The following is a 23,762-nucleotide window of genomic DNA, read 5'->3' as shown; positions in this document are numbered from 1 at the left end:
ACGGAGGGAGGCGCCGGATCAGGCGGCCAGCGGCAGGTCGTCGTGCGGCTCGATCGCGGAGCGCAGCTTGGCGAGGATGCCGCTGAGCAGCCGCGACACCTGCATCTGGGTGACGCCGATGCGCTGGCCGATCTCCTCCTGGGTGAGGTCGTCGACGAAGCGCAGCCTCACGATGAGGCGCTCCCGCGAGGTCAGCGCGGCCAAAGCGGGGGCGAGCAGCGCCCGTGCCTCGGCGGCGGCCAGGCCGGTGTCGACCTCCGGCAGCAGGTCGCCGAGCGAGGCGCTGTCGGGCTCGCTGGAGCCGACCGGGGCGTCGAGCGAGAGCGGCGTGAAGCAGCCCTCGGCGCCGAGCGCCTCGATGACGTCCTTCTCCTCGACCTCGAGGGCGGCGGCGATCTCGGCGCAGGTCGGCGTCCGGCCGAGGCTGTCGCGGAGGGTCTCCCTGGTCCGCATGACGCTGGTCTGCAGCTCCTGCACGCGGCGGGGCGGACGCACGGTCCAGCCCAGGTCGCGGAAGTGGCGCTTGATCTCGCCGCGGATCGTCGGGACCGCGTAGGTGAGGAAGTCCTCCGCCTTGTCGCCGTCGAACTTGCGGGCGGCCCGCACGAGGGCCACGTAAGCCACCTGCTCGAGGTCCTCGAGCGGGATGCCGCGGCCCTGGTAGCGGCGCGCGATGGAGCGCGCCACGCCGGTGTTGACGAGGATGACCTGCTCGATGAGCTCCTCGCGCTCCTGGCTGCGGCCTGCGTCCGAGGCCTGGTCGAGCAGTCGGTTCGTCTCGCGCCGCCGGGTCTCTCGCGGCACATCCTGGTGAAGCGTCGCTGTGATGGTCATGACCGGTTCGTGCCCGGCCCTCCGACCGCTGTAACAACCCGACACCCTTTTGGTCCCTGGGGGTGGGGATTTGTCGGCGAAGTGCTCACCCTTAGGGGTGAGGCCCACGCGTGGACGCCGCCGAACAACTGTCGGACGGCTCCCGAGCGGGCCCGGAGGACCCACCGCCCCGGAGCGTGACCTCGGCGGGATACCCCCCGGGGCGGTGGTCCGGCCCTCGATGCGAGTGTCCCTCCCGAGGTCACCCGACCAGGCCGACGTGGTCCGTTACCCCGGGCCGCGCGCGCACCATGCACCTTCTCGACGGAGGACGAGGGGCCGCGGCGCCGGGACTGACGTCGGCGGCCGGACACCGCCGCCCCGGCGCGCGCGGCCCGGGGCGGCGGCTCGGCACGATGCGAGTGTCCTCGAGGTCACCCGACCTGGCCGACGGGCCCCGTTGCCCCGCTGTGACGCCCGTCATGCGCGCGTGATGCGCGTCCCAGCGCGCGAGGGCCGCCGGGTGTCAGGCGTCGGGCGGCGCGAAGCCGTGCTGCATGCACCAGGCGACGGCCTGGGCACGCGAGGTGGCGCCGATCTTGCGGTAGGCCTGGCGGATGTGGCTCTTGAGCGTGTTGACGGTCAGGAACAGCCGGTCCGCGATCTCCTGGTTGGACAGACCCTGGGTGATCAGCGCCAGCGTCTCGACCTCGCGCGGCGAGAGACCGGCCTCGTTGCCGAGCCGCTCCTCCTGGTCGGGCAGCGACTTGCCGGCGGCGGTCAGCTCGACGGCCTCCACCAGGTCCTCGGCGCGGATGCTCATCGAGACCCACGCCGGGCAGCCCTTGGCGATCGCGCGGGCGCGGAGGTCGGGACGCATGTCGCGGCTGTAGATGAGCACCTTGGCGTCGGTGTTCTTGACCAGGTGGTCGAGCTCGGCGCCGTCGGAGTTGTGCAGGCCCAGGGTGTCGTAGAGCACGACGTCGACGCCGAGCGCCTTGCTGTACACGCTGGACAGCGCCGTGACGGTGATCCGCTGCGGATAGTCGGCCAGCATGGCGGTCAGGCCCCGGGCCACGACCTCTTGGCGGCTGACGATCGCCAGCCGGATCGGCTGGTCAGGCATGCGCTGCGTCCATGCGGCGAATCGTGCCAGACGCACAGGCCACCCGCCACGCGGTCCAGCTCCGCCGACCGGCTTTCCGTGCCACAGAAAAGGCCCCGTTGAGTCCGGTCATCGCCTTTACCGATGCCGTCGGGACAGGGGAAGAAGGTAGCCTCCACAAGGCCGGATGATCGGGAATCGGGGGCGATGCAGGTGCGCTGGATGCGATGGACGGCCATGGCCGTCTCGGTGGTGGTGCTCGGGGGCCTCGGCGCCGTCGTACCACCCGCGGCGCCGGCGTCGGCCGCCGCGACGCCGACCTGGATGCCCCAGGCGGGGCCGGTCTTCAACAACCCGCTCGGCAGCCTGAAGGGCCAGCAGGCGATCCTGCGCCAGGTGCTCGCCGCCGTACGTCACGCGCCGCGAGGCTCCCTGATCCAGATGGCGGTCTACTCCTTCGACCGCTCCGACCTGGCCTACGCGCTGCGCAAGGCGCGCCAGCGCGGCGTACGCGTGCAGCTCATCGTCAACAAGTCGGTGATGTCGGGTGTCGCGCGGAACCTGCAGAGGCGGTTCGGCAAGAACCCCAACCGGCCCAGCTTCGTCATCGCCTGCCCCGGCGCGTGCCGGCGCAAGGGCGACGGCGGCAACATGCACTCCAAGGTGTTCGCCTTCAGCCAGACCGGCGCCGCTCAGAACGTCGTCATCGCCAGCTCGGGCAACATGACCTCCAAGGCCATCTACCGGCAGTGGAACGACAGCTACACCGTCATCGGTGACGCCGGCCTGTACGCCGCCTGGCAGTCGATGTTCAGCCAGATGGCCCATCAGCGCCGCGTCGGCCCCCGCCGGCTGACCTACACCGCACCCGACGGCGCCTTCGGTGCGTGGTTCGAGCGCAGCCTGGCGTCGAAGGGCTACACGCCGGGCCCGCAGGGCACCACGACCCTCACCCCGGTCTCCGGCCGCTACCGGCCGGCGAACGACCCCGTCGTGCACCGGATCCGTCGGGTCGGATGCCGCGCGCCGGCGGGGTACGGCGCCGGCGGACGCACCATGATCCGGATCGCTGCCTACGCGATGTTCCAGGTCCGCGGCGAAGCCCTCGCCAAGGCGCTGGTCAACAAGAAGCAGCAGGGCTGCAACATCAAGATCATCATGAGCGTGCCGGGCGGCCCGACGTACAAGCGCATGCAGCGCGCGGGCATCCCCATGCGCAGCGCCGACTGGCTCTTCGCCCACCGTGTGGCGGAGAAGGAGGACGGCATCGAGGGCTGGGGCCCCCGGTTCTACTCCCACTACAAGGTCATGATGGTGGACGGCATGTGGAACGGCCGCCCGACCAAGACCGTGTGGACCGGCTCGGAGAACTGGTCGGCCATCTCGTTCGCGAACGAGGAGGTCGTCTTCACCATCCACGACGCCGCCGTCCACCGCGCCTACTTCAAGCGCTGGCGCTCGATGTGGAACGGCCGCGCCACCCACCGGATGGGCATCGAGCCGACCTACGGCCCCTGAGCGGCCGCGGCCCAGTCGACGAGGTCGCGCGCCGGCCCCTCGGGCGGACGGGCACCGCCTTGCCAGACCGCGTGCAGCCGGCGTGTCAGGTCGATGCCCCGCACGGCCACCCGCACCAGGCGACCGGTGGCGAGGTCGTCGCGGACGGCGTGCGCGCCGAGGGCCGCCGGTCCGGCGCCCGCCGCGACGGCGGAGCGCACCGCCGCGGTGCTGGACAGTTCCAGCGCCGGTGGCGCCGTGGGCAGACCCGCCAGGGCGCGGTCGAGGACGGTCCGGGTGCCGGAGCCGGCCTCGCGGACGACCAGCGGCGTCGCCGCCCGCGCGGCGGCGGTGATCCGGCTGCGCCCGGCCCAGGGATGACCGGGTCCGACGACGACGACGAGCTCGTCGGTGCCGACCAGCCGGTGAGCGAGGCCCTCCGGCGCGTCCGGCCCCTCGACGAAGCCGAGGTCGACCTCGCCGCTGGCCACGAGCGCGGCGACCTGGGCGCTGTTGGTCGCGGTCATCCTGACCTCGGTCGGGTCCTGGCCCCGTTTGGCCTGCTCGGCCCGCACGGCCACCAGCCAGCCCGGCAGCAGGTGCTCGGCGATCGTCAGGCTTGCTGCGATCGAGAGGTGGCCGCGCCGGTCGGTGCGCAGCGTCGCGATCCCGATGTCGAGCTGGGTGGCCGCCTCGACCACGCGACCGGCCCACTGCACCACCAGCTCGCCGGTCGGCGTCAGCTCCGATCCGCGGCGGGTCCGCGTCAGCAGCGGCTCCCCGATCAGCGCCTCCATCGTGCGCACCCGCGACGATGCCGCCTGCTGGCTGACGCCGAGTGCGGCAGCCGCCGCGCTCAGGCTGCCGGTCCGTGCCACGAGGACGAGCAGCTCGAGGGCACGCAGCTCCGGCACCCGGGGACTCAACACAGGTCACAACGATACCTTGTGACGAGACAACCACAAGCTCGTTGTGTGGCCCCGGTGCGACGCCGGAGAATCGCCGCATGACACTTCGCGTAGCCGTCGTGGGCGGTGGACCGGCCGGGATCTATGCCGCCGACATCCTCACCAAGTCCGAGGTCGACGTCTGCGTCGACATCGTGGAGCGGCTGCCCGCGCCGTACGGCCTGGTGCGGTACGGCGTCGCGCCGGACCACCCGCGCATCAAGGAGATCATCAAGGCGCTCGACCGGGTGCTCGCCAAGCCCGAGGTCCGGTTCCTCGGCAGCGTCGAGTTCGGCGTCGACGTGAAGCTCGAGGACCTGCGCGAGTTCTACGACGCGGTGATCGTCGCGACCGGCGCCATGGCCGACCGCGACCTCGGCATCCCCGGCGAGGAGCTCTCCTACGGCGCCGCCGACTTCGTCTCCTGGTACGACGCCCACCCGGACGTGCCGCAGAGCTGGCCGCTCGACGCGACGAGCGTCGCGGTGCTGGGGGTCGGCAACGTCGCCCTCGACGTGGCCCGGGTGCTGGCCAAGAAGGGCGAGGAGATGCTGCCGACCGACGTACCCCCGCACGTCTACGAGGCCCTCAAGGCCAAGACGACGACCGACGTGCACGTCTTCGCGCGCCGCGGGCCGGCGTACGCGAAGTTCTCCCCGCTCGAGCTGCGGGAGCTGAACCACTCGCCCAACGTCGAGGTGGTCGTCCACCCGGAGGGCTTCGACGTCGATGCGCACGGGATGGCGCACATCGGCACCCACAAGGCGCAGAAGATGGTGCTCGACACCCTTGCCAACTGGGTCGGCCGCGACCTGGAGGGCAAGCCGCACCGCATCCACCTGCACTTCGCCGAGGCGCCGGTGGCGATCCTCGGTGACGGCAGCGGCGTGACGACGCTGCGTACCGAGCGCACCCGCCCGCTGGGTGACGGCACCGTCGAGGGGACCGGGGAGCTGACCGACTGGGACGTGCAGGCGGTCTACCGCGCCGTCGGCTACCGCAGCACGCCGCTGCCCGGCCTGCCGTTCGACGACCGTGCCGCCGTCGTCCCGAACGACGGCGGCCGGGTGCTCGACCTCGACGGAAGCCCGATCCCCGGCACCTACGTGACCGGTTGGATCAAGCGCGGTCCGGTCGGCCTCATCGGCCACACGAAGAGCGACGCGGCCGAGACCGTCCGTCACCTGCTGGCCGACACCCGACCGACGGCGACCTCGCGCGAGCCCGGCGCCTTCGACGCCTACCTGGCCGAGCGCGGCGTCGACGTGCAGACCTACGAGCACTGGCTGCGCCTCGACCAGCACGAGCTCGCCACCGGCGCTGCTCAGGACCGGCTCCGCGTCAAGGTGCCGACGCGCGAGGAGATGCTTCGCGTCGCCCGGTGAGGCCGTGAAACCGCCGCGTTGGCGCTTGCGGATCGGCGGCGTTTTGTCACCCGCGTGACAACAACCCGCCCGTCGCGCCGCAGACCCACCAGCACCATTGGCACCAGAGGCGGGGGTCCGCGTCACCCTTGTCCCCGACTCCCACCGCATGGGGAGCTCCGGCGGCCCCGTCACCCTTCTGCCTGGGTGGCGGGGCCGTTCCTGCTGCCCACGTCGCGATGGCAGCCCGAATGGCTACGGGAACGCCGAACGGCGGCCCCGAAGGACCGCCGTCACGCGAGCCGCCTGTCAGAATCGAACTGACGACCTACTCATTACGAGTGAGTTGCTCTACCGACTGAGCTAAGGCGGCGTGCTGCCCGCCGGAGCGAGCAACGAGCCGAAGCATACCGACGTCCCCGCCGTGCGACGAAACCGGCGGGGACGTCGGGAGTCCCGACGAGGGGCCATGTGCGTCGCCGCAGGGGCGACGGACTGGGAGGGTCAGGCCGCGACGACGTCAGGAGTCCGGCGGCCGGCGTACCGACCGGTGACCTGGGTCTGCTCGGCGCCGCACCAGCACGTGAAGCTGATCTCGATGCCGTGGCCGGTGTTCATGACACCGGTGATCTGGCTGTCGAAGATCAGGTACGTCTCGTCGCAGGCGGCGCAGTGGTGAGCGAGCATGGCTCCATCGTGACCGACAGGGATCCATAGAGGTAGGGCCACTCTCCAGCGCTTCCCATAGGCTGTGCCTATGCTCTCGCTGCACCAGCTGCGTTGCTTCCTGATGACCTACGAGCACGGCTCGTTGACGGCGGCCGCGGAGGCCCTCGGCTACGCCCAGCCGAGCGTGTCGGAGCAGATCCGCGCGCTCGAGAAGACCCTCGGCGTCCAGCTCTTCCGGCGGGTCGGCCGCGGCGTCGTACCAACCACCGTGGCCGACACGCTGCGACCGCACGCGGAGCGCACGCTCGCCGCCGCGGAGGAGGCGCGCAAGGCGGTGCAGGCGGCGAAGTCCTTCGAGACGGGCACGATCCGGTTCGGCATGTTCGGGGCCGCACGGCTCTACGCCGGCGCGGACCTCGTCGCCGACGTGCTGGCGCGCTATCCCGGCGTCCGTGTGGAGCTGGTCGGCCAGAACTCCGCCGAGGTGCAGGAGGATCTGCGCCGCGGCCGGCTGGAGGCGGCCATGATCGCCGTCTCCAGCGTCGAGAGCGAGGGCATGACGATCACGCCGGTCGCCCGCGACGAGCTGGTCTACGTCAGCGCCGATCCCACGCGGCTCGCGACGCCCGTCACGGCGCATCGGCTCGCGCAGGCGTCGCTGGTGATGCCGGAGACGACCTGGCGCGCGGACGACTCCATCCGGATCATCCTGCGCCGGCTGCTGCACGAGACCGGCCGCAACCCGCCGACCCGTATCGAGGTGGAGGACATCGAGACCGCCGTCGAGCTGGTCGGGCGCGGACTGGCGGACTCGGTGATCCCGCGCGGCGCCGCGGAGCAGCTGCTCCCCCGGCTGGCGCCTGCGGCCGGCTGGGTCTCGCTGCGGCCCCGGCAGTACGACACCTTCGCGATCGTGCACCGTGCCGACGCGACCCTGTCGCCGGCCGCACGGCTGATGATCGAGCTCGCCACCCGTCGGATCCGGGAGATCGCCGAGCCCGTCAACCTCCGCTGATCACGCCAACCCGGGAGTCGACCCACGGGAACCCGGGACTCAACAGGCCAGGCCGTCCTGGGGGACAGTGCCGTCGAGGAGGTAGTCCTCCACGGCGGTGTCGACGCAGTCGTTGCCCGAGCGGTAGCCGGTGTGACCGTCACCGTCGCGGGTGACCAGGACGCCGGAGTCGAGCTGCTCGGCCAGGGCCTCGGCCCAGACGAGCGGGGTCGCGGGGTCGCGGGTGGTGCCGATGACCAGGATGGGGGCCGCCCCCTCGGCGCGGATGTCCAGGCGTGGCTCCGTGCTGGTCACCTTGATGCCGCCGCAGGTGGTGTTCATCCAGGCGAAGACCCGACCGAACGTCGGCGAGGCGCGGGTGTACGCCGGCACCTCGGCCGCGACCTGGTCGGCGGTGATCGCCCACGGGTCGTCGAGGCAGTTGATGGCGTAGATCGCCTCGGCGCTGTTGGTCTTGTAGGTCCCGCCGGAGCGGTCGTTGTAGAGGTCGGCGAGCTCCATCAGCGTGGCGCCGTCACCGTCGAGCGCGTCCCGGAGCGCGGCGCTGAGGATGACCCAGTAGTCCCGGGAGTACAGCGGCAGCGCCAGCCCGAGGAACGCGTCGCCCTCGGTGAGCCTCCGTCCGCCGCCCGCGGGGAGCGGCTCGGCGTCGATGCGGACCATGAGGTCCTGGATCGTGCCCAGTCCCTCCTCGACCGAGGAGCCGAGGAAGCAGTCGTCGGTCGACTCGACGCAGTTGGCGACGTAGGCGCGCAGGGCGGTCTCGAACCCCTGCGCCTGCTGCAGGTTGACCTCACGGGTGCCGAGCCTCGGGTCGACCGCGCCGTCGAGCACGAAGCGGCCGACGTTGCCCGGGAAGAGCTCGGCGTAGGTCGCCCCGAGCTTGGTGCCGTAGGACGCGCCGAAGTACGTCAGTGTCGTCTCGCCGAGGGCCGAGCGCAGGACGTCCATGTCGCGCGCCGCCTCGGCGGTCGACACGTGGGCGGCGAGCTCGCCGGAGCGCTCCTGGCAGCCGGTGCCCATCGCGTCGGCCATCGCGACGTACGCGCGCTCCTCCGCGGGGGTGTCGGGATCCGGGTCGGTGGCGAGGTAGGCGGTGAGCTCGTCGTCCGAGAGACAGTCCACCGGGTTGCTGTCCCCGACGCCACGGGGGTCGAAGCCGACGATGTCGAAGCGCTGGCGCAGGGGGCGACCGAAGACCTGCCGCGCCGCCGCGGCGTAGTCGGTGCCGGGGGCGCCGGGCCCACCGGGGTTGACCACCAGCGAGCCGAGTCGTTCGCCGGAGGCCGGCACCTTGAGGAGGGCGATCTGGAGCGCGTCACCGCCCGGGTCGCGGTAGTCCAGCGGCACGGTGAGGGTGGCGCACTGCAGGCCCTTGCGGCACGGCTCCCACGCGGGCCGCTGCCCGTAGAACCGTTGCAGCGCCGGGTCCGGCGCCTGCTCGGATCCCGGCGCCGGCGTGACCGGCGCAGCCGGGGCGCTGCCCGGAGCGTCGTCGCCGCCGTCGCTGGCGCCGATCACGCTGAGTGCGGCGACCCCTGCGCCGGAGAGCGCCAGGGCGATCACGACGACCCAGGCCATCACACGGGTGGTCCGGGTGCTCATCGCACTCCCTCCTCGGGCGCGCGCAGCGCCACCATCAGCGACTCCAGGGCGAGCGGCACCGGCACGTTGAACTCCAGCATCTGCTCGCGGGCCTCGAAGATGGAGCCGATCCGTCGCAGGTTGAGCTCAGGGGTGGCGGCGCGTGCGACCTGCTCGACCTCCGCGCGGATCTCCTCGTTCACCAGGGCGCTGCCGGCCCCCGTGGCCAGCGCGATGGCATCGCGGTAGACGCTCATCAGGTCGGTCAGGCCACGGTCGACGACGTCGAGGTGGCGGCGCTTGGCGCGGGTCTTCTGGGCGCGCTCGAGCTCGGCGAGCGCCGGGGCGTACTCGCGCGGCCGCCGGCCGCGCTCGACGACGCCGTAGCCGGCGTCGAGGTCGGCCTTCTCCCGCGCGTCCAGCTCGGTCGTGAGCGCGTCGGCCTCCTCCTTGGTGACCTCGGCGAGCCGCTGGGCGGCGAGCAGGCAGTCCTTGAGCGTGCGGAGCCGGGCGGGCAGCCGGACGATCTCCTCGCGCCGGGCCCGGGTCGCCGCGTCACGGGCGAGGGCGCGGGCCCGGCCGATGTGGCCCTGGCTCGCGCGGGCGGCGAGCGAGGCCAGCGCCGGGTCGACGCCGTCGCGGCTCTCCAGGAACGCCGCGACCTCAGCCGTCGACGGCGTCGCCAGCGTCACCAGCCGGCAACGCGACCGGATCGTCGGAAGGGCATCCTCGACCGTCGGCGCGCACAGCATCCAGACCGTGCGCTCGGTCGGCTCCTCGATGGCCTTGAGCAGTGCGTTGGCGGCCTGCTCGGTGAGTCGGTCGGCGTCCTCGACGATCAGCACCTGCCAGCGGCCACCGGCAGGGGCGAGCGCGGAGCTGCGGACCAGGTCGCGCACCTCCTTGACGCCGATGGAGAGCTTCTCGGTGCGCACGACCGTCACGTCGGCGTGCGAGCCGTTGAGCACCGTGTGGCACTCGTGGCAGGTGCCACAGCCGCCATCGGGACACTGCAGCGCGGCGGCGAAGGCCGTGGCGGCGTTGGAGCGGCCCGAGCCCGGCGGTCCGGTGAACAGCCAGGCGTGGGTCATGCCCTGGCCGGCGACAGCGGTCCGCAGCGTCGCGATGACGGCGCGCTGGCCGACCAGGCCGTCCCAGACGCTCGCCGTGGCCGCGGTCATCGTGCGGCCTGCTCCAGCAGCGGCTCCAGCCGGGAGCGTACGGCGGCCGCGATCTCCTCCACCGGCGCGCGGGCGTCGAGCACGAGGTAGTGGTCGGGGTCCGCCTTCGCCATCGCGACGAACGCCTCGCGCACCCGCTCGTGGAACTCCAGCGACTCGCCCTCGATCCGGTCGCGGCCCTCGAAGCGACCCAGCCCGGCCTGCGGCTCGAGGTCGAGCACCACCGTCAGGTGCGGCCTCAGGTCACCGGTGGCCCAGCGGGCGACCTGCTCGACCTCCTCGACCGCGAGCGCGCGGCCGGCGCCCTGGTAGGCCAGCGTGGAGTCGACGTACCGGTCAGTGACGACCACCGCACCGCGCTCGAGGGCGGGCCGCACGACGGCCTCGACGTGCTCGGCCTTGTCGGCGGCGTAGAGCAGCGCCTCGGTCTTGTCCGCGAGCGCGCCCGTCTCCGGCGAGAGCACGATCTCGCGCAGCGTGCGGCCCACAGGGGTGTCGCCGGGCTCGAAGGTGAGCAGCACGGAGTAGCCCTCGGCCGTGAGCGTCTCGCGCAGCAGTCGCGACTGGGTGGACTTGCCCGACCCCTCACCGCCCTCGAAGCAGACGAAGACACCGCGGTCGGCGTAGGCACCGGGGTAGTTGCTGCTCACAGGGAGAACCTACGGGGTCGCACGGACACCGGTCGCCAGCCACTGCGCGAGGAGCGGCACCACGGCCTCCGGGCGGCGCGCCCACCGGTTGTGGTCGATGCCGTCGACGGACACGTGCTCCCGCGTGACCCGCGCGGCCGGCAGCTTGGCCACCATCGCGTCGACCGGGCCGACCGGACCCAGCTTGTCGCCCTCGACGGAGATCGAGAGCACCGGGATCCCCACCTCGCCCAGCCGGTCCTCTCCGACGGGGAAGCGGTCGGTGCGGGCCAGCCGGCCCCACTCGCGGATCAGCCGGCGGGCCTCCCGGCCGGCGAAGCCGAAGCGGCTGCCCGGGAAGTGGCCGCGCACCGCAGCCGTGGCCGGGAAGAGGTAGGAGGCCATCAGCAGTCCGCGTCCCCAGTTGCGCCAGTACGGCGTGCTGGAGGCCACCAGCACCAGACCGGCGAGCTCGCCGGGGTGCGTGGCGGCGTACATGACCCCGAGCTGGCCGCCGAGGCTGTGCCCGAGCAGGTGCACCGGCGCACCGGGCAGCTCCTCGCGCACCACGCCGAGCGCGGCCTCGAGGTCGTCGAGGAGGTCGGCGTACCCGAAGTCGTAGCGGCGGCCGGGGAGCCGGCCACCCTCGGCCTCGTGGCCGCGCTGCTCGACGAGCACGGCGTGCATCCCCGCGGCGGCGAGCGCCTCGGCGAAGGGCTCGTAGTAGCGGCTGCCCATGCCCATCGCGGGCTGGACCACGATCACCGGAGCGGTGGCCTCGGCGGCGCGGGCGACGGTGAGGCGGAAGCTGGTCCCCTCCTCACGGGAGAGGACCTTGGTCGTGAGCGTCACTTCTTCGCGGCCTTCTTCGCCGTCGTCTTCTTGGCGGGCGCCTTCTTCGTCGTCTTCTTCGCCGTCTTCTTGGCGGTCTTCTTCGCGGTCTTCTTCGCCGGGCCCTTGGCACGCTTCTCCGCCAGCAGCTCGGCGGCGCGCTCGAGCGTCATGGACTCGACCGAGTCGTCCTTGCGCAGCGTGGCGTTGTACTCACCGTCGGTGACGTACTCGCCGAACCGGCCGTTCTTGATCACCACCGGGTTGCCCGAGACGGGGTCGGCGCCGAGCTCCTTGAGCGGCGCCGCGGCCGCGGCACGCCCGCGCTGCTTGGGCTGGGCGTAGATCGCCAGCGCCTCGTCGAGCGTGATCGTCAGCAGCTGGTCCTCCGACGTCAGCGAGCGGGAGTCGGTGCCCTTCTTCAGGTACGGCCCGTAGCGGCCGTTCTGGGCGGTGATCTCCTCGCCGTCCTCGGCGACGCCGACGACGCGGGGGAGCGTGAGCAGCTTGAGGGCGTCCTCGAGCGTGATGGTCTCCAGCGACATCGACTTGAACAGCGACGCGGTGCGCGCCTTCGTCTTCGCGGGCGCGTCCTCGGGGACGACCTCGGTGACGTAGGGGCCGTAGCGACCGCTCTTGGCGACGACGCGTAGCCCGGTGTCGGGGTGCACGCCCAGGTCGATCTCCTCGCCGGCCGGGTTGGCGAAGAGCTCGGTGGCCTTCTCCAGCGTGAGCTCGTCGGGCGGGAGGTCGTCGGGCACGTTGGCGCGGATCGGCGCGCCGGCCCCACCGTCTGGGCCGGGACCTTCGATGTACGGCCCGTAGCGGCCGACCCGGAGGTGCACGCCGGAGTCGGCGCCGCCGATCGGGAAGGTCGCCAGCTCCCGGGCGTCGATGTCGCCGAGCCCGTCGACGAGGGGCTTGAGGCCGTCGATCCGCTCGGAACCGAAGTAGAACTCCCGCAGCTCGCTCACCCGGTCGCGACGGCCGGACGCGATCTCGTCGAGGATGTCCTCCATCCCCGCGGTGAACTCGTAGTCGATCTGGCGCGGGAAGTGCTCGGTGAGCAGCCGCACGACCGAGAAGGCGATCCACGCCGGCACCAGCGCGGTGCCCTTCTTGTAGACGTAGCCGCGGTTGAGGATCGTGCCGATGATCGAGGCGTACGTCGACGGACGGCCGATCTCGCGCTCCTCGAGCTCCCGGATCAGCGTGGCCTCGGTGTAGCGCGCCGGCGGCTTGGTCTCGTGCCCGTTCGCGCGCAGCGACGCGGCGTTGACGGCATCGCCCTCGCTCAGCGCCGGCAGCCGGGTCTCGGCGTCGTCGCTGGCCTGGTCGGCCGCATCGGTGCCCTCGACGTACGCCTTGAGGAAGCCGTGGAAGGTGATGACGCGGCCGGACGTGGAGAACACGACGTCCTCGCCGGTGCTGGCCGGGCCGCCGAGCCGGATCGTGACGGTGTTGCCGACCGCGTCCTTCATCTGGCTGGCGACCGTGCGCATCCAGATCAGCTCATAGAGCCGGAACTGCTCGCCGGTCAGCCCGGTCTGGGCGGGGGTGCGGAAGGAGTCACCGGCGGGCCGGATCGCCTCGTGCGCCTCCTGGGCGTTCTTGACCTTGCTGGCGTAGGTCCGCGGCGCGTCGGGGAGGTACTCGCTGCCGTACAGCTCCTGCACCTGGCGGCGCGCTGCGTTGACGGCGGTGTCCGACAGCGAGGTGCTGTCGGTACGCATGTAGGTGATGAAGCCGTTCTCGTAGAGCCGCTGCGCCACGCTCATCGTGACGCTGGCGCTCATGCCGAGCTTGCGGCTGGCCTCCTGCTGCAGCGTCGTGGTGCGGAAGGGCGGGTACGGCGAGCGGCGGTAGGGCTTGGACTCGACCGAGCGGACGTCGTACGTCGTGTCGGCGAGCGCCTCGACGAGCGCCTCGGCCCGGGTGCGGTCGAGGTGGACCGCGGAGTCGCTCTTGAGCCGGCCGTCGGGGCCGAAGTTGCTGCCGTTGGCGACGCGGGAGCCGTCGATGGTCCACAGCTTCGCGGGGAACATCCGCTGGTCGTGCTTGGCGCCCGCATCGAAGGTGCCCTCGAGGTCCCAGTAGGAGGCGACCTTGAAGTCCATCCGCTCCTGCTCGCGGTCCACGACCAGGCGGGTGGCGACGGACTGCACCCGGCCGGCGGAGAGGCCGGACATGACCTTCTTCCACAGCACCGGGGAGACCTCGTAGCCGTAGAGCCGGTCCAGGATCCGGCGGGTCTCCTGCGCCTCGACGAGGTCCATGTCGAGCTCGCGGGGGTTCTCCGCGGCGGCCTGGATGGCCTGCTTGGTGATCTCGTGGAAGACCATCCGCTTGACCGGGATGTTCTTGGGCTTGAGCTCGTCGAGCAGGTGCCAGGCGATGGCCTCGCCCTCACGGTCCTCATCGGTGGCGAGGAAGAGCTCGTCGGCGTCCTTGAGCAGGCTCTTGAGCTTGCTGATGTGGCTCTTCTTGTCGCGCGGCACGACGTAGTACGGCTCGAAGCCGTTGTCGACGTCGACGGCGAGCCGGCCCCACGGCTTGTCCTTGATCTTGGCGGGGGTGTCGGCGGCGCTCTGGGGGAGGTCGCGGATGTGGCCGATGGAGGACTCGACGACGTACCCCTGACCGAGATACCCGCCGATCGTGCGGGCCTTCGCCGGGGACTCGACGATCACCAACTTGTGCGCCACTGCTTCTTCCCTACCTGGTTGGCAGCCCGTCGCTCCGGGCTCGGGGCCCCGCTCGGGGCTCACGGCGGAACACGGTAGCGCGTGCTGTCCACTTCCCTGCCCTGTGGATCGTCCCGGACGGGCTGTCGGTGGCCCGCGGCACAGTGGCGGGCGGACGACGACTTCCGCCCCTCACTCTCGGAGGTCACCACATGTACGACGACTTCGACACCGCTCCGGCCGGCTACCCCGGCGTCGCGAGCTGGTACGGCGCCCCGCCGCCCGCCCGCGAGGACCTGGTGCACCTGTGCCCGGAGTGCCGCGACCTGATGAGCGATGTGGTCTCGCTCGCGCGGCGCCTCTCCGACCCGGAGCCCGAGCCGGACTGGTCGGTGGCGCTGCGCTGGCTCGACTCCCTCTGCGGTGGCCGCCAGGCGGTCCTGAGCATGACCGACGAGCCGCTGACGGGACCGGTGCGGGTGCCGGACCTCCTGCCGCCAGCGCAACGCGAACGGCTGGAGTCCTGCCTCACGCTGCTCGGCACCGTGGCCGACTCGTTCTTCGACGAGGAGGCCGGCGTCGCCCTGGCCCGGGCCCTGCTGCGGGTGCACGAGCGTGCGCCGGGCGTGGTGTCCGGCGCCCCGTCGGCCGCACAGCTGGCGCTCGGCGTGGTGTGGGCCGTGGGCCACGCCAACGGCCTGCTCCATCCGCGCGGCGTGACGACGGAGAAGGAGCTCAAGCGCCACCTCGAGCTCACCCAGTCCGGGTCGACGCTCGGGGCGAAGGTGTGCGCGGCGCTCGCCGGACCCTACGCATGGGACGTCGCGATGCGGCCCTGGAGCTACGGCTACGGCTCCCGGGAGCTCAAGGCGCTCGGCCACACCGACCTGCTGGTCTCCGGTGTGCGCCGCCAGCTCGTCGCGGTGCGCGACCGCGCGCTCGACGCCCGGCAGTCGCAGGGGGTCCCACCGACGGGACCGGCCTAGGAGGAGAGCAGGAAGCCCTCGTCCACGAGCTCGCGCACCACCGGCAGGTAGGTCGCGCGGGTCTGGTCCGGGTCCCGTTCCAGCAGACGGCTGATGGCGTCGAGCAGCTGACCGACCGACAGCTCGCCGTCGCAGGCGCCGACCAGGGCCGCCTCGACGGTGTCGACCTGGCGGGCGCGCCGCAGGCCGCGCTGCTGGCGCAGGACGACCGTGGCCGGGTCCTCGGCGCCCGGGGCGCCCTGGGTCTCCTGCACCAGGTCGGCGGGCGCCACCAGCCGGTCGTCGAGCCCGACCTCGGTGCGGACGGCGCTCCCCCAGGCGGCGATGGCCGGGGCGATCGGCTGCTCGACGTCGTAGGGCCACTCGAGCAGCTCGCGACGCGGCGACCTCGGTCCGGCGGCCGCGGACTTGTGGAGGTTGATCCAGCCGAACCCGATGCCCTCGACGCCCTGCTCCTGCATCCAGGACAGCCAGGTGTCGTACCGGTGGACGTAGTCGTCGCGTGCTGCCGATCCGGCGAGTCGCGGGCCGGTCGCCGGGTGATGGCCGCCGTCCTTGAGCCACAGCTCGACGTAGGCAGCCGGGTCGAGGATCTCCCGCTGCACCACCAGGGCGTCGACCGACGGGTCGAGCCAGCCGGCGAGCCGCTCGTCCCACGGCGTGCCCTCGGCGATGACCCAGTTGGCCAGCACCTGGCACCAGCCGTCGTCGGCCAGCAGCGCCGGCGCGGCACGCACGATGTCCTCGACCACCCGGTCGCCGGGCAGGCCCGAGTCGCGGTAGACCAGCCGCTCCCCCGTCGCCGGCGAGATGACGAACGGCGGGTTGGTCGCGATCAGGTCGAACGTCTCGCCGCGCACCGGCTCGAAGAAGGAGCCGTCACGCACGTCGATGACGTCGGCCACGTCGTTGAGGGCGGCGTTGAACCGGGTCACCCACAACGCCCGGGCGTTGACGTCGGTCGCGACCACCTCACGCGAGTGGGCGGCCAGGTGCAGCGCCTGGACGCCGCAGCCGGTGCCGAGGTCGAGGCTGCGGCCGACGTCGTGACGGATCGTGAGCTGCGCCAGCGAGGTCGAGGCCGCGCTCACGCCGAGGACATAGTCGGCGCCCACCCGCTGGGGAGCACCGTCCAGGCCCGGCGTCAGGTCGCTGACCACCCACAGATGGGTGTCGTCGGCGGCGTACGGCCGCACGTCCATCCGGGCCGCCACCTCGCCGACGGACTGCTCCAGCAGACCCTCGGCGGCGAGCCGGTCGACGAGGCCGGGGAGCGCGGCCTCGGCGGCGGCGACCGGCACGGGCACCTGCAGCAGGAACAGCCGGACGAGGGTCTCCAGCGGCGACCCGCCCGTGGTCCGGCGGAGCCCGGGCACGGTCTCGTTGCGCGACAGCGCCTGGTGCGCCAGTGGGCCGAGCAGGTCCGCGACGTTGTCGTAGGTGAACCCGGCGGCCACGAGGGCCTCCCGGAGCCGGTGGGGGAGGTCGGTCAGCTCGCGCACACGGCGAGCCTAGTTAGTGGGTGAGCTCCGGTTCGTCCGAGGGCGTGCCGGCGTCGATCGACACCGGCCGTCGCTTCGAGGCGTAGACGGCGCCGGCGATGCCGAGAGCCGCGACGACGGCGATCGTGATGCGGACCGCGTCGGACTCGCTCGCGCCGTAGGACAGGTCCACGATGGCGGCGACGATCAGGAGGCTGACGAGGTTCATCACCTTCAGCAGCGGGTTGATCGCCGGCCCGGCGGTGTCCTTGAACGGGTCGCCGACGGTGTCGCCGATGACGGTGGCGGCATGGGACGCGGAGCCCTTGCCGCCGTGGTTGCCGTCCTCGACCAGCTTCTTGGCGTTGTCCCAGGCACCGCCCGCGTTGGCGAGGAAGACCGCCATCAGGGTGCCGGTGGCGATGGCGCCGGCCAGGAAGCCGGCGAGCGGGCCGATGCCCAGCCCGAAGCCGACCGCCACCGGCGCGAGGATGGCCAGGATGCCGGGCGTGGCCAGCTCGCGCAGCGAGTCGCGGGTGACGATGTCGACGACCCTGCCGTACTCCGGCCGGCCGGTGCCCTCCATGATCCCGGGGATCTCGCGGAACTGCCGACGCACCTCGAGGACGACCGCGCCGGCAGCCCGGCCGACGGCGTTGATCGCCAGCCCGGAGAAGAGGAACACGACGCTCGCCCCGAGCAGCGCGCCGACGAGCACCTTGGCGTCGAAGACCAGGAAGCCGTCCAGGATCGCGGCCGCGCCGTCGCCGGTCGCCTCGACATAGGCCTCGAAGGCGCTCTGGGTGTAGGACGCGAACAGCGCGCTCGCCGCGAGCACCGCCGTCGCGATCGCGATGCCCTTGGTGATGGCCTTCGTGGTGTTGCCGACGGCGTCGAGCTCGGTGAGCACCCGGGCACCCTCGCCGCTGACGTCCCCGGACATCTCCGCGATCCCCTGGGCGTTGTCGGAGACCGGGCCGAAGGTGTCCATCGCGACGATCACGCCGACGGTGGTGAGCAGGCCGCAGCCGGCCAGCGCCACCGCGAACAGCGCGGCCGATCCGCCCAGCAGCGCGGCGCCGAAGACTGCTGCGCCGATCACGATCGCGGTGTAGACGGCCGACTCGAAGCCGACGCTGAGGCCGGACAGGATGACGGTCGCGGCCCCGGTGAGACTGGTGCGGCCCACGTCCTTGACCGGGCGGTAGTCGGTGCCGGTGAAGTAGCCGGTCAGCGCGAGGATCGCCGCGGCCAGCACGATGCCGATCAGCACGGCGCCCGCGGCCAGCACCTGCGGGCTGACGTCCGCATCCGTGCCGAGGCCGGCCCAGCTGTCGGGCAGGTAGGCGAACGAGAGGACGACGCAGCCGACCGCGCCGACGATAGCCGAGACGTAGAACGCCCGCTGGATCGTCACCAGCCCGCTGACGCCCTCACGAGGGCGGCACAGGTAGACCCCGATCACGGCCGTGATCGCTCCGATCGCGGGGACGAGGAGCGGGAACACCAGTCCCTGGTCGCCCAGCGCCTGGCTGCCCAGGATGAGCGCGGCGACCAGCGTGACGGCGTACGACTCGAACAGGTCGGCGGCCATGCCGGCGCAGTCGCCGACGTTGTCGCCCACGTTGTCGGCGATCGTGGCGGCGTTGCGCGGGTCGTCCTCGGGGATGTTCTGCTCGACCTTGCCGACCAGGTCGGCACCGACGTCGGCGGCCTTGGTGAAGATGCCGCCGCCGACCCTCATGAACATGGCGAGCAGCGCGGCGCCGAAGCCGAAGCCCTCGAGCACGTGCGGGGCGTCGCCCTGGTAGAGCAGGACGACGACCGCCGCGCCCAGCAGGCCGAGCCCGACCGTGAGCATGCCGACGCAGGCGCCGGTGCGGAAGCCGATCGTCATGGCGGCGTTGCGCCCGGCGCTGTTCGCCGCCGCGGCCACGCGGACGTTCGCCTTCACGGCCAGCGACATGCCCAGGTAGCCCACGGCAGCACTGAAGCCGGCGCCCAGCAGGAAGAAGACCGAACGACCGACGCGCACTCCCCAGTCGTCGGCGGGCAGTGCCAGCAGCAGGAAGAAGGCGATGGCGGCGAAGACGGCCAGGGTGCGGAACTGGCGCCCGAGGTAGGCACCCGCCCCCTCCTGGACGGCCTGCGCGATGGAGGCCATCTTGTCCGTGCCGGCGGCGCTGGCGAGCACCTCGCGACGGAACACGAAGGCGAGCCCGAGCGCGGCCAGGGCGATGAGGGCGACGACGACCACCAGGACCAGGTCGCCGCCGGTCACTTCTGCTTCGGACATGTGTCCTCCTGCCGATGGCTGGGTCCCCCCGTCATCGCAGGGTAGGTGACGCAGACCACATCGCAACAGGTGCAGCCTCGCGGCTGCCGGCGAGGTCAGGAGGCGGCGACGGCCTCGTCGGTGCTGGCGTGGATCTCGAAGACCTTGGCCAGGCCGGTGATGCGGAAGATCTTCAGCAACCGGTCCTGGGTGCAGACCAGCCGCAGGCTGCCGTCGTTGGCCCGCACCTTCTTCAGGCCGCCGACGAGCACGCCGAGGCCGGTGGAGTCGAGGAACTCGACCGCCTCGAGGTCGACGACGATCTGGTAGGCGCCCCCGCCGACCAGCTCGGTGATCTTGTCGCGCAGCTTGGGGGCCGTGTAGACGTCGATCTCACCGCCGACCGTGACGACGGTCGTCCCGGCGACCTCGTGCGTCGCGAGTGACAGATCCAACTTCCCACTCCGCTCGGTCGGGCTTCGACGCACTCGGCATCGTTGACAACCGGTCCAGGGCGACACGCGCGTCTCCCGGGGCCGACCATATGAAACCACGCGACGGACGGTCGCGCGCAAAGCCGACTCCACCGCGGACACCCTCCTGCGTCGGATAGGCCGTTGTCGGAGGCCTTTGCGAGGATGAGGAGATGACCGCGACGCAGGCGGAGGGACGGGTGAACGACGGCGCTGCCCGCAACGTCGACGCGCTCGTGCGCCGGCTCGCCGACGTCCCGGGTCGCGAGGGCCGGCTCACCCACCTCGAGGTGCTGCCCGCGCGCACCGCCGACACGGTCGCCTGGCCCGGCTGGGCGGATCCGGCGGTGGTCGCCGCCTACCAGAGGCTCGGCGTCTCCGCCCCGTGGCGCCACCAGGTCGTCGCAGCCGATGCCGCCTTCTCCGGTGACCACGTCGTGCTGGCCACTGGCACCGCCTCGGGCAAGTCGCTGGCCTACCAGCTCCCGGCGCTCACCACGGTGCGACAGCAGCGGGGCCCCAAGGGCCAGCGGGGTGCGACCGTGCTCTACCTGGCGCCGACCAAGGCACTCGCCCAGGACCAGCTCAGCCGGCTGCAGGCCCTCGACCTCGACGTCCGGGTGGCCACCCACGACGGCGACAGCCCCCGGGAGCAGCGGGAGTGGACCCGCGCCTTCGGGGAGTACGTCCTGACGAACCCCGACATGCTCCACCGCTCCCTGCTGCCGGGCCACAGTCGGTGGGCGTCGTTCCTCGGCTCGCTGCGCTACGTCGTGATCGACGAGTGCCACCACTACCGCGGCGTGTTCGGCGCCCATGTGGCGCAGGTGCTGCGGCGGCTGCGGCGGGTCTGCGCGTCGTACGGCGCGGAGCCGACCTTCGTGCTCGCCTCGGCGACCGTGGCCGAGCCGGAGACGGCCGCGCGTCGGCTGACGGGGCTCGACGTGCTGCCGGTGACCAGCGACGGCTCGCCCCGCGGCGAGATCTCGCTCGCGCTGTGGCAGCCGCCGCTCAGCCAGGGGCCGGGGGGCGAGAACGGCGCCCCGGTGCGGCGCGCCGCCTCCTCGGAGACCGCGGACCTGCTGGCCGACCTGGTGGCCGCGCAGGTGCGCACCCTCGCCTTCGTCCGCTCCCGCAACGGCGCCGAGCAGGTCGCGCTGACCACGGCCGGCCTGCTGGCCGAGGTCGACCCGTCGCTGCCGGCCCGCGTCGCGGCCTACCGCGGCGGCTACCTGCCCGAGGAGCGGCGCGAGATCGAGCGACGGCTGCGCGCCGGCGAGCTGCTGGGTCTGGCCGCGACCAACGCCCTCGAGCTCGGCATCGACGTCAGCGGCCTCGACGCGGTGCTCATGGCCGGCTTCCCGGGCACCCGGGCGGGGCTGTGGCAGCAGGTCGGCCGCGCCGGCCGCGGCGCGCAGGACGCGCTCGGCGTGCTGGTCGCCCGCGACGACCCGCTCGACACCTACCTCGTCACGCATCCCGACGCCCTGCTGGGGCGTCCGGTCGAGGCGACCGTCTTCGATCCGGGCAATCCCTACGTCCTCGGCCCCCATCTGTGCGCCGCGGCGCAGGAGCTGCCGCTGACGAGTGCGGACCTTCCCTTGTTCGGTCCGGGGGCTGGCGAGATCGTCGAGTCGCTGACCGCGGCCGGCGTGCTGCGCCGGCGGCCGCGCGGCTGGTTCTGGACCGACCGCCGCCGGGCCGCGGACCTGGTCGACATCCGCTCCGGTGGCGGCCGGGCCGTGCAGCTGGTCGAGGCCGGCACGGGCCGGGTGGTCGGGACCGTCGACGGCGCCCGCTCGCACAGCACCGCCCACACCGGTGCGGTCTACCTCCACCAGGGCGAGACCTGGCTGGTCCACGAGCTCGACCTCGAAGAGAGCGTCGCCGTCATCGAGCGGGCGGAGCCGGGCTACTCCACGACCGCGCGTGAGACGACCGACATCACGATCGTCACCGAGCGCGACCACCGGCGCTGGGCGGACTGCCGGCTGTCGTACGGCGACGTCGACGTCTCGCACCAGGTCGTCTCGTTCCTCCGGCGCCGCCAGCCCGGCGGCGAGGTCATGGCCGAGGAGCCGCTGGACCTACCCGAGCGCACGCTACGCACCTCCGCGGTGTGGTGGACGGTGCCGTCGGCTGCCCTCGAGTCCGCCCGCCTGGCGGCCGCCGACCTGCCGGGAGCCGCCCACGCCGCCGAGCACTGCTCCATCGGCCTGCTGCCGCTCTTCGCGACCTGCGACCGGTGGGACATCGGCGGCGTCTCCACCGCCCTGCACGCCGACACCGGGATGCTCACCGTCTTCGTCTACGACGGCCACCCTGGCGGCGCGGGCTTCGCCGAACGCGGCTTCCACGCCGCCCGCGACTGGCTCACCGCCACCGTGGAGACCATCGAGGCCTGCGAGTGCGACGACGGCTGTCCGTCGTGCATCCAGTCCCCCAAGTGCGGCAACCAGAACAACCCGCTCGACAAGACCGGAGCGGCGGCGCTGCTGCGGCTGCTGCTGTCGGGGGCATAGTCTCGGAGCATGTTGGCGCTCGGCCTCATCCTCATCGTCCTGGGCGTCGTGGCGCTGCTCTCCGGCGTCTTCTACAACGACGATCCCGGCGAGGCCGCCTCGCTGCTCGGAGTCCCCCTCGGCTCGACGACGATCTTCCTGGTGGGCGTCTTCGCGGGCCTGGCCATCCTGTGGGGGTTCTCGCTGGCCAGGTACGGCACCAGGCGGGGGCTGCGGCACCGCCGTGAGCAGAAGCGGCTGACGGAGCTGTCGCACAAGCTGGAGAAGGTCGAGTCCGAGCGCGCCCGGAACCGCGATGAGGAGCGCCCCGGCTCCTGACCCGGCCAGGTGCGGTCCGGTCAAGGGACCGGACCCGCGCGCGCCTCGGCCCGCAGATCGCCGTGCCAACCTCGCCACCCGGGGCCCTCGACCCGGACCAGGACACGCACCCCGTCGCCGTGGAGCTCGCAGGCGACGAGCGCGGCACCGTTGCGCAGCGCGGTCGCCGCCGCCGCGGCACAGCCGTCCTCACCACGGCTGCTCGCGCCCGCCCCCGCCAGCGCCGCCAGGTCGGCGGCGGCCTGGGCACTGCGGTGGCCGGCGACCAGCGCACCCACCACGCCGAGACCGGCGCCGACCGCGAGCAGGAGTCCCAGGCACGCCACCGCGAACGGGACGGCCGAGCCGCGCTGTCGGCCGCGCGGGCACCCGGATGTCACGGCCACGACACCTCCTGCGCGGCGACCGCCTCCGCGCGCACCGTCACCGCCCCGAGGAACCCGAACAGTCCTCCGGGCCCCGCCACCCGGGCGGTCGCCACGGCGGCCACCTCGTCGATGCCCACACGGACGGTGATGCGCGCGCCCGACGGCGCCACCTCGCGGCCACGCCGGATCGCCGCCTGTCGGTCGTCGCCGCGAGCCAGCGCCCGGGCGGTCTCCCGCGCCGCGTCCACAGTGCGCAGCTGCGCCATGCCGACCGAGAGCAGCCACACCAGGCCCACGGTGACGGCCACCAGGACCGGAAGGACCATCACCAGCTCCGCCGTCGCGGCGCCCCGGTCCAAGCGGCGTCGGCCCACCGCGAGTGCTCTCGACGCGGGCGCCACGCCTAGATCCCGAGCAGCTTCAGCACGTGCTCGAACAGCTTCTCCAGCAGGTCCTTGCCGAATCCCCCGGTGAGCATCTTGTAGAGCAAGCCGGCCAACCCGGCGCCGGCTGCCGTGCCGACGGCGTACTCGGCGGTGGTGATGCCACGCTGGGTGCGGATACGGGTGCGGGTGCGGTTCATGCGTTCCTCCATCGGTAGCACCGGCCGCGGATCGGCCGGACGATTGCGACCCTTCCCGGCGCCGGCAGGCCGTGCAGAGCGGAAGCGCGGGGTTGGGGACCGTCTCGCCCTGAGGCGGAGCTGTGGACGGTCGATGGCTCATCGGACGACGCCCGCGGTCAGCCCGCCGACCAGCGGGACGATGCCGATCAGCACGAACGCCGGGAGCAGGCACAGCCCGAGCGGGACGGCAGCGCGCACGCCCACCCGGCGGGCGCGGTCCTCGACCTCGGCGCGAGCGGCCCGGGCCAGGTCGTCGGCCAGTCGCTCCACCGAGCCTGCCACCGGCGCGCCCGACCGGTGGGCGCGTGCCAGGGTGCGGCCCAGCGGCGCGAGCGCAGGCTCGCTGGCGAAGACCTGCCACACGACGGCCGGGTCGGCACCCAGCCGGAGCCGGG

The 23,762-nt window shown here is 72.7% G+C and carries 22 protein-coding genes and 1 tRNA gene; 6 read left to right on the top strand and 17 right to left on the bottom strand.

What is annotated here, in order from left to right; translation table 11 throughout:
* Window positions 1-18 precede the first annotated feature (18 nt).
* Both VGE38_RS04160 and VGE38_RS04155 read right to left on the bottom strand, forming a co-directional pair.
* Window positions 19-834, bottom strand: a complete 816-nt coding sequence (locus tag VGE38_RS04160; RefSeq protein WP_331141274.1) for a SigB/SigF/SigG family RNA polymerase sigma factor — start codon at window positions 832-834, stop codon at window positions 19-21.
* A 505-nt stretch (window positions 835-1,339) separates the two neighbouring features.
* Window positions 1,340-1,939, bottom strand: a complete 600-nt coding sequence (locus VGE38_RS04155; protein WP_331141273.1) for a response regulator transcription factor — start codon at window positions 1,937-1,939, stop codon at window positions 1,340-1,342.
* 201 nt (window positions 1,940-2,140) lie between these two features.
* Between VGE38_RS04155 and VGE38_RS04150 the strand changes: the two genes are divergently transcribed.
* Window positions 2,141-3,436: a phospholipase D-like domain-containing protein gene (locus tag VGE38_RS04150; RefSeq protein WP_331141272.1), complete on the top strand. Its 1,296-nt coding sequence runs from the start codon at window positions 2,141-2,143 to the stop codon at window positions 3,434-3,436.
* Here the strand turns inward: VGE38_RS04150 and VGE38_RS04145 are convergent.
* Complete coding sequence (locus VGE38_RS04145) at window positions 3,424-4,344, bottom strand: LysR family transcriptional regulator (protein ID WP_331141271.1); 921 nt, start codon at window positions 4,342-4,344, stop codon at window positions 3,424-3,426. The genes VGE38_RS04150 and VGE38_RS04145 overlap by 13 nt on opposite strands.
* A gap of 77 nt (window positions 4,345-4,421) precedes the next feature.
* On the opposite strand from VGE38_RS04145, the gene VGE38_RS04140 reads away from it, so the two are divergent.
* On the top strand, window positions 4,422-5,747 hold the full coding sequence (locus VGE38_RS04140; RefSeq protein ID WP_331141270.1) for an FAD-dependent oxidoreductase: 1,326 nt from the start codon (window positions 4,422-4,424) through the stop codon (window positions 5,745-5,747).
* 279 nt (window positions 5,748-6,026) lie between these two features.
* Here VGE38_RS04140 and VGE38_RS04135 read toward each other — a convergent pair.
* Window positions 6,027-6,099 (bottom strand) — tRNA-Thr (locus tag VGE38_RS04135).
* A gap of 131 nt (window positions 6,100-6,230) precedes the next feature.
* Complete coding sequence (locus tag VGE38_RS04130) at window positions 6,231-6,413, bottom strand: hypothetical protein (RefSeq protein ID WP_331141269.1); 183 nt, start codon at window positions 6,411-6,413, stop codon at window positions 6,231-6,233.
* Between the two features lie 70 nt (window positions 6,414-6,483).
* Here VGE38_RS04130 and VGE38_RS04125 point away from each other — a divergent pair, with 70 nt between their 5' ends.
* The gene (locus VGE38_RS04125; RefSeq protein ID WP_331141268.1) at window positions 6,484-7,410 is read left to right on the top strand and encodes a LysR family transcriptional regulator; all 927 of its coding nucleotides are present in this window, start codon (window positions 6,484-6,486) and stop codon (window positions 7,408-7,410) included.
* Between the two features lie 39 nt (window positions 7,411-7,449).
* Here the strand turns inward: VGE38_RS04125 and VGE38_RS04120 are convergent, their stop codons facing one another.
* From VGE38_RS04120 to topA, 5 genes are read right to left on the bottom strand one after another with little or no spacing between them, the layout of a single operon-like run.
* Window positions 7,450-9,015, bottom strand: a complete 1,566-nt coding sequence (locus VGE38_RS04120; protein WP_331141267.1) for an alpha/beta hydrolase — start codon at window positions 9,013-9,015, stop codon at window positions 7,450-7,452.
* Entirely contained in the window at window positions 9,012-10,175 is a 1,164-nt protein-coding gene (locus tag VGE38_RS04115) for a DNA polymerase III subunit delta' (protein WP_331141266.1), read from the bottom strand. The genes VGE38_RS04120 and VGE38_RS04115 overlap by 4 nt, the downstream gene beginning before the upstream one ends.
* Complete coding sequence (gene tmk, locus VGE38_RS04110) at window positions 10,172-10,825, bottom strand: dTMP kinase (protein WP_331141265.1); 654 nt, start codon at window positions 10,823-10,825, stop codon at window positions 10,172-10,174. The genes VGE38_RS04115 and tmk overlap by 4 nt, the downstream gene beginning before the upstream one ends.
* 9 nt (window positions 10,826-10,834) lie before the next feature.
* Window positions 10,835-11,656, bottom strand: a complete 822-nt coding sequence (locus VGE38_RS04105) for an alpha/beta hydrolase family protein (RefSeq protein WP_331141264.1) — start codon at window positions 11,654-11,656, stop codon at window positions 10,835-10,837.
* A complete protein-coding gene (topA, locus tag VGE38_RS04100) occupies window positions 11,653-14,340 on the bottom strand; it encodes a type I DNA topoisomerase (protein ID WP_331141263.1) in 2,688 nt (895 codons plus the stop codon). The genes VGE38_RS04105 and topA overlap by 4 nt, the downstream gene beginning before the upstream one ends.
* Window positions 14,341-14,531: 191 nt before the next feature.
* Between topA and VGE38_RS04095 the strand changes: the two genes are divergently transcribed.
* Complete coding sequence (locus tag VGE38_RS04095; protein ID WP_331141262.1) at window positions 14,532-15,305, top strand: hypothetical protein; 774 nt, start codon at window positions 14,532-14,534, stop codon at window positions 15,303-15,305.
* Here the strand turns inward: VGE38_RS04095 and VGE38_RS04090 are convergent.
* From VGE38_RS04090 to VGE38_RS04080, 3 genes are all read right to left on the bottom strand, one after another.
* The gene (locus tag VGE38_RS04090; protein WP_331141261.1) at window positions 15,302-16,807 is read right to left on the bottom strand and encodes a DUF7059 domain-containing protein; all 1,506 of its coding nucleotides are present in this window, start codon (window positions 16,805-16,807) and stop codon (window positions 15,302-15,304) included. The two genes, VGE38_RS04095 and VGE38_RS04090, sit on opposite strands and share 4 nt — an antisense overlap.
* Window positions 16,808-16,820: 13 nt before the next feature.
* On the bottom strand, window positions 16,821-19,082 hold the full coding sequence (locus VGE38_RS04085; RefSeq protein WP_331141260.1) for a sodium-translocating pyrophosphatase: 2,262 nt from the start codon (window positions 19,080-19,082) through the stop codon (window positions 16,821-16,823).
* 95 nt (window positions 19,083-19,177) lie between these two features.
* On the bottom strand, window positions 19,178-19,516 hold the full coding sequence (locus VGE38_RS04080; RefSeq protein ID WP_331141259.1) for an anti-sigma factor antagonist: 339 nt from the start codon (window positions 19,514-19,516) through the stop codon (window positions 19,178-19,180).
* A gap of 191 nt (window positions 19,517-19,707) precedes the next feature.
* Between VGE38_RS04080 and sftH the strand changes: the two genes are divergently transcribed.
* Together sftH and VGE38_RS04070 are read left to right on the top strand one after the other, a co-directional pair.
* Complete coding sequence (sftH, locus tag VGE38_RS04075; protein ID WP_331141258.1) at window positions 19,708-22,056, top strand: DNA 3'-5' helicase SftH; 2,349 nt, start codon at window positions 19,708-19,710, stop codon at window positions 22,054-22,056.
* A 9-nt stretch (window positions 22,057-22,065) separates the two neighbouring features.
* Complete coding sequence (locus VGE38_RS04070) at window positions 22,066-22,374, top strand: hypothetical protein (RefSeq protein ID WP_331141257.1); 309 nt, start codon at window positions 22,066-22,068, stop codon at window positions 22,372-22,374.
* A gap of 20 nt (window positions 22,375-22,394) precedes the next feature.
* Here the strand turns inward: VGE38_RS04070 and VGE38_RS04065 are convergent, their stop codons facing one another.
* From VGE38_RS04065 to VGE38_RS04050, 4 genes are all read right to left on the bottom strand, one after another.
* Window positions 22,395-22,760 carry an Rv3654c family TadE-like protein gene (locus VGE38_RS04065; protein ID WP_331141256.1) on the bottom strand — a complete coding sequence of 122 codons (366 nt, stop codon included), beginning with the start codon at window positions 22,758-22,760 and terminating at the stop codon, window positions 22,395-22,397.
* Window positions 22,751-23,143, bottom strand: coding sequence for a TadE family type IV pilus minor pilin (locus tag VGE38_RS04060; protein WP_331141255.1), 393 nt, complete (start codon window positions 23,141-23,143; stop codon window positions 22,751-22,753). The genes VGE38_RS04065 and VGE38_RS04060 overlap by 10 nt, the downstream gene beginning before the upstream one ends.
* A gap of 2 nt (window positions 23,144-23,145) precedes the next feature.
* Window positions 23,146-23,325, bottom strand: coding sequence for a DUF4244 domain-containing protein (locus VGE38_RS04055; RefSeq protein ID WP_331141254.1), 180 nt, complete (start codon window positions 23,323-23,325; stop codon window positions 23,146-23,148).
* A gap of 138 nt (window positions 23,326-23,463) precedes the next feature.
* The coding region (locus VGE38_RS04050; RefSeq protein WP_331141253.1) for a type II secretion system F family protein at window positions 23,464-23,762 on the bottom strand (299 nt) is incomplete at its 5' end.

Origin of the sequence: Nocardioides sp. (genome assembly GCF_036405735.1) — a bacterium.
Taxonomy (GTDB): domain Bacteria; phylum Actinomycetota; class Actinomycetes; order Propionibacteriales; family Nocardioidaceae; genus Nocardioides.
Note: the sequence above shows the minus strand (reverse complement) of the source record. Positions and strands in the feature narration are given on the sequence as shown.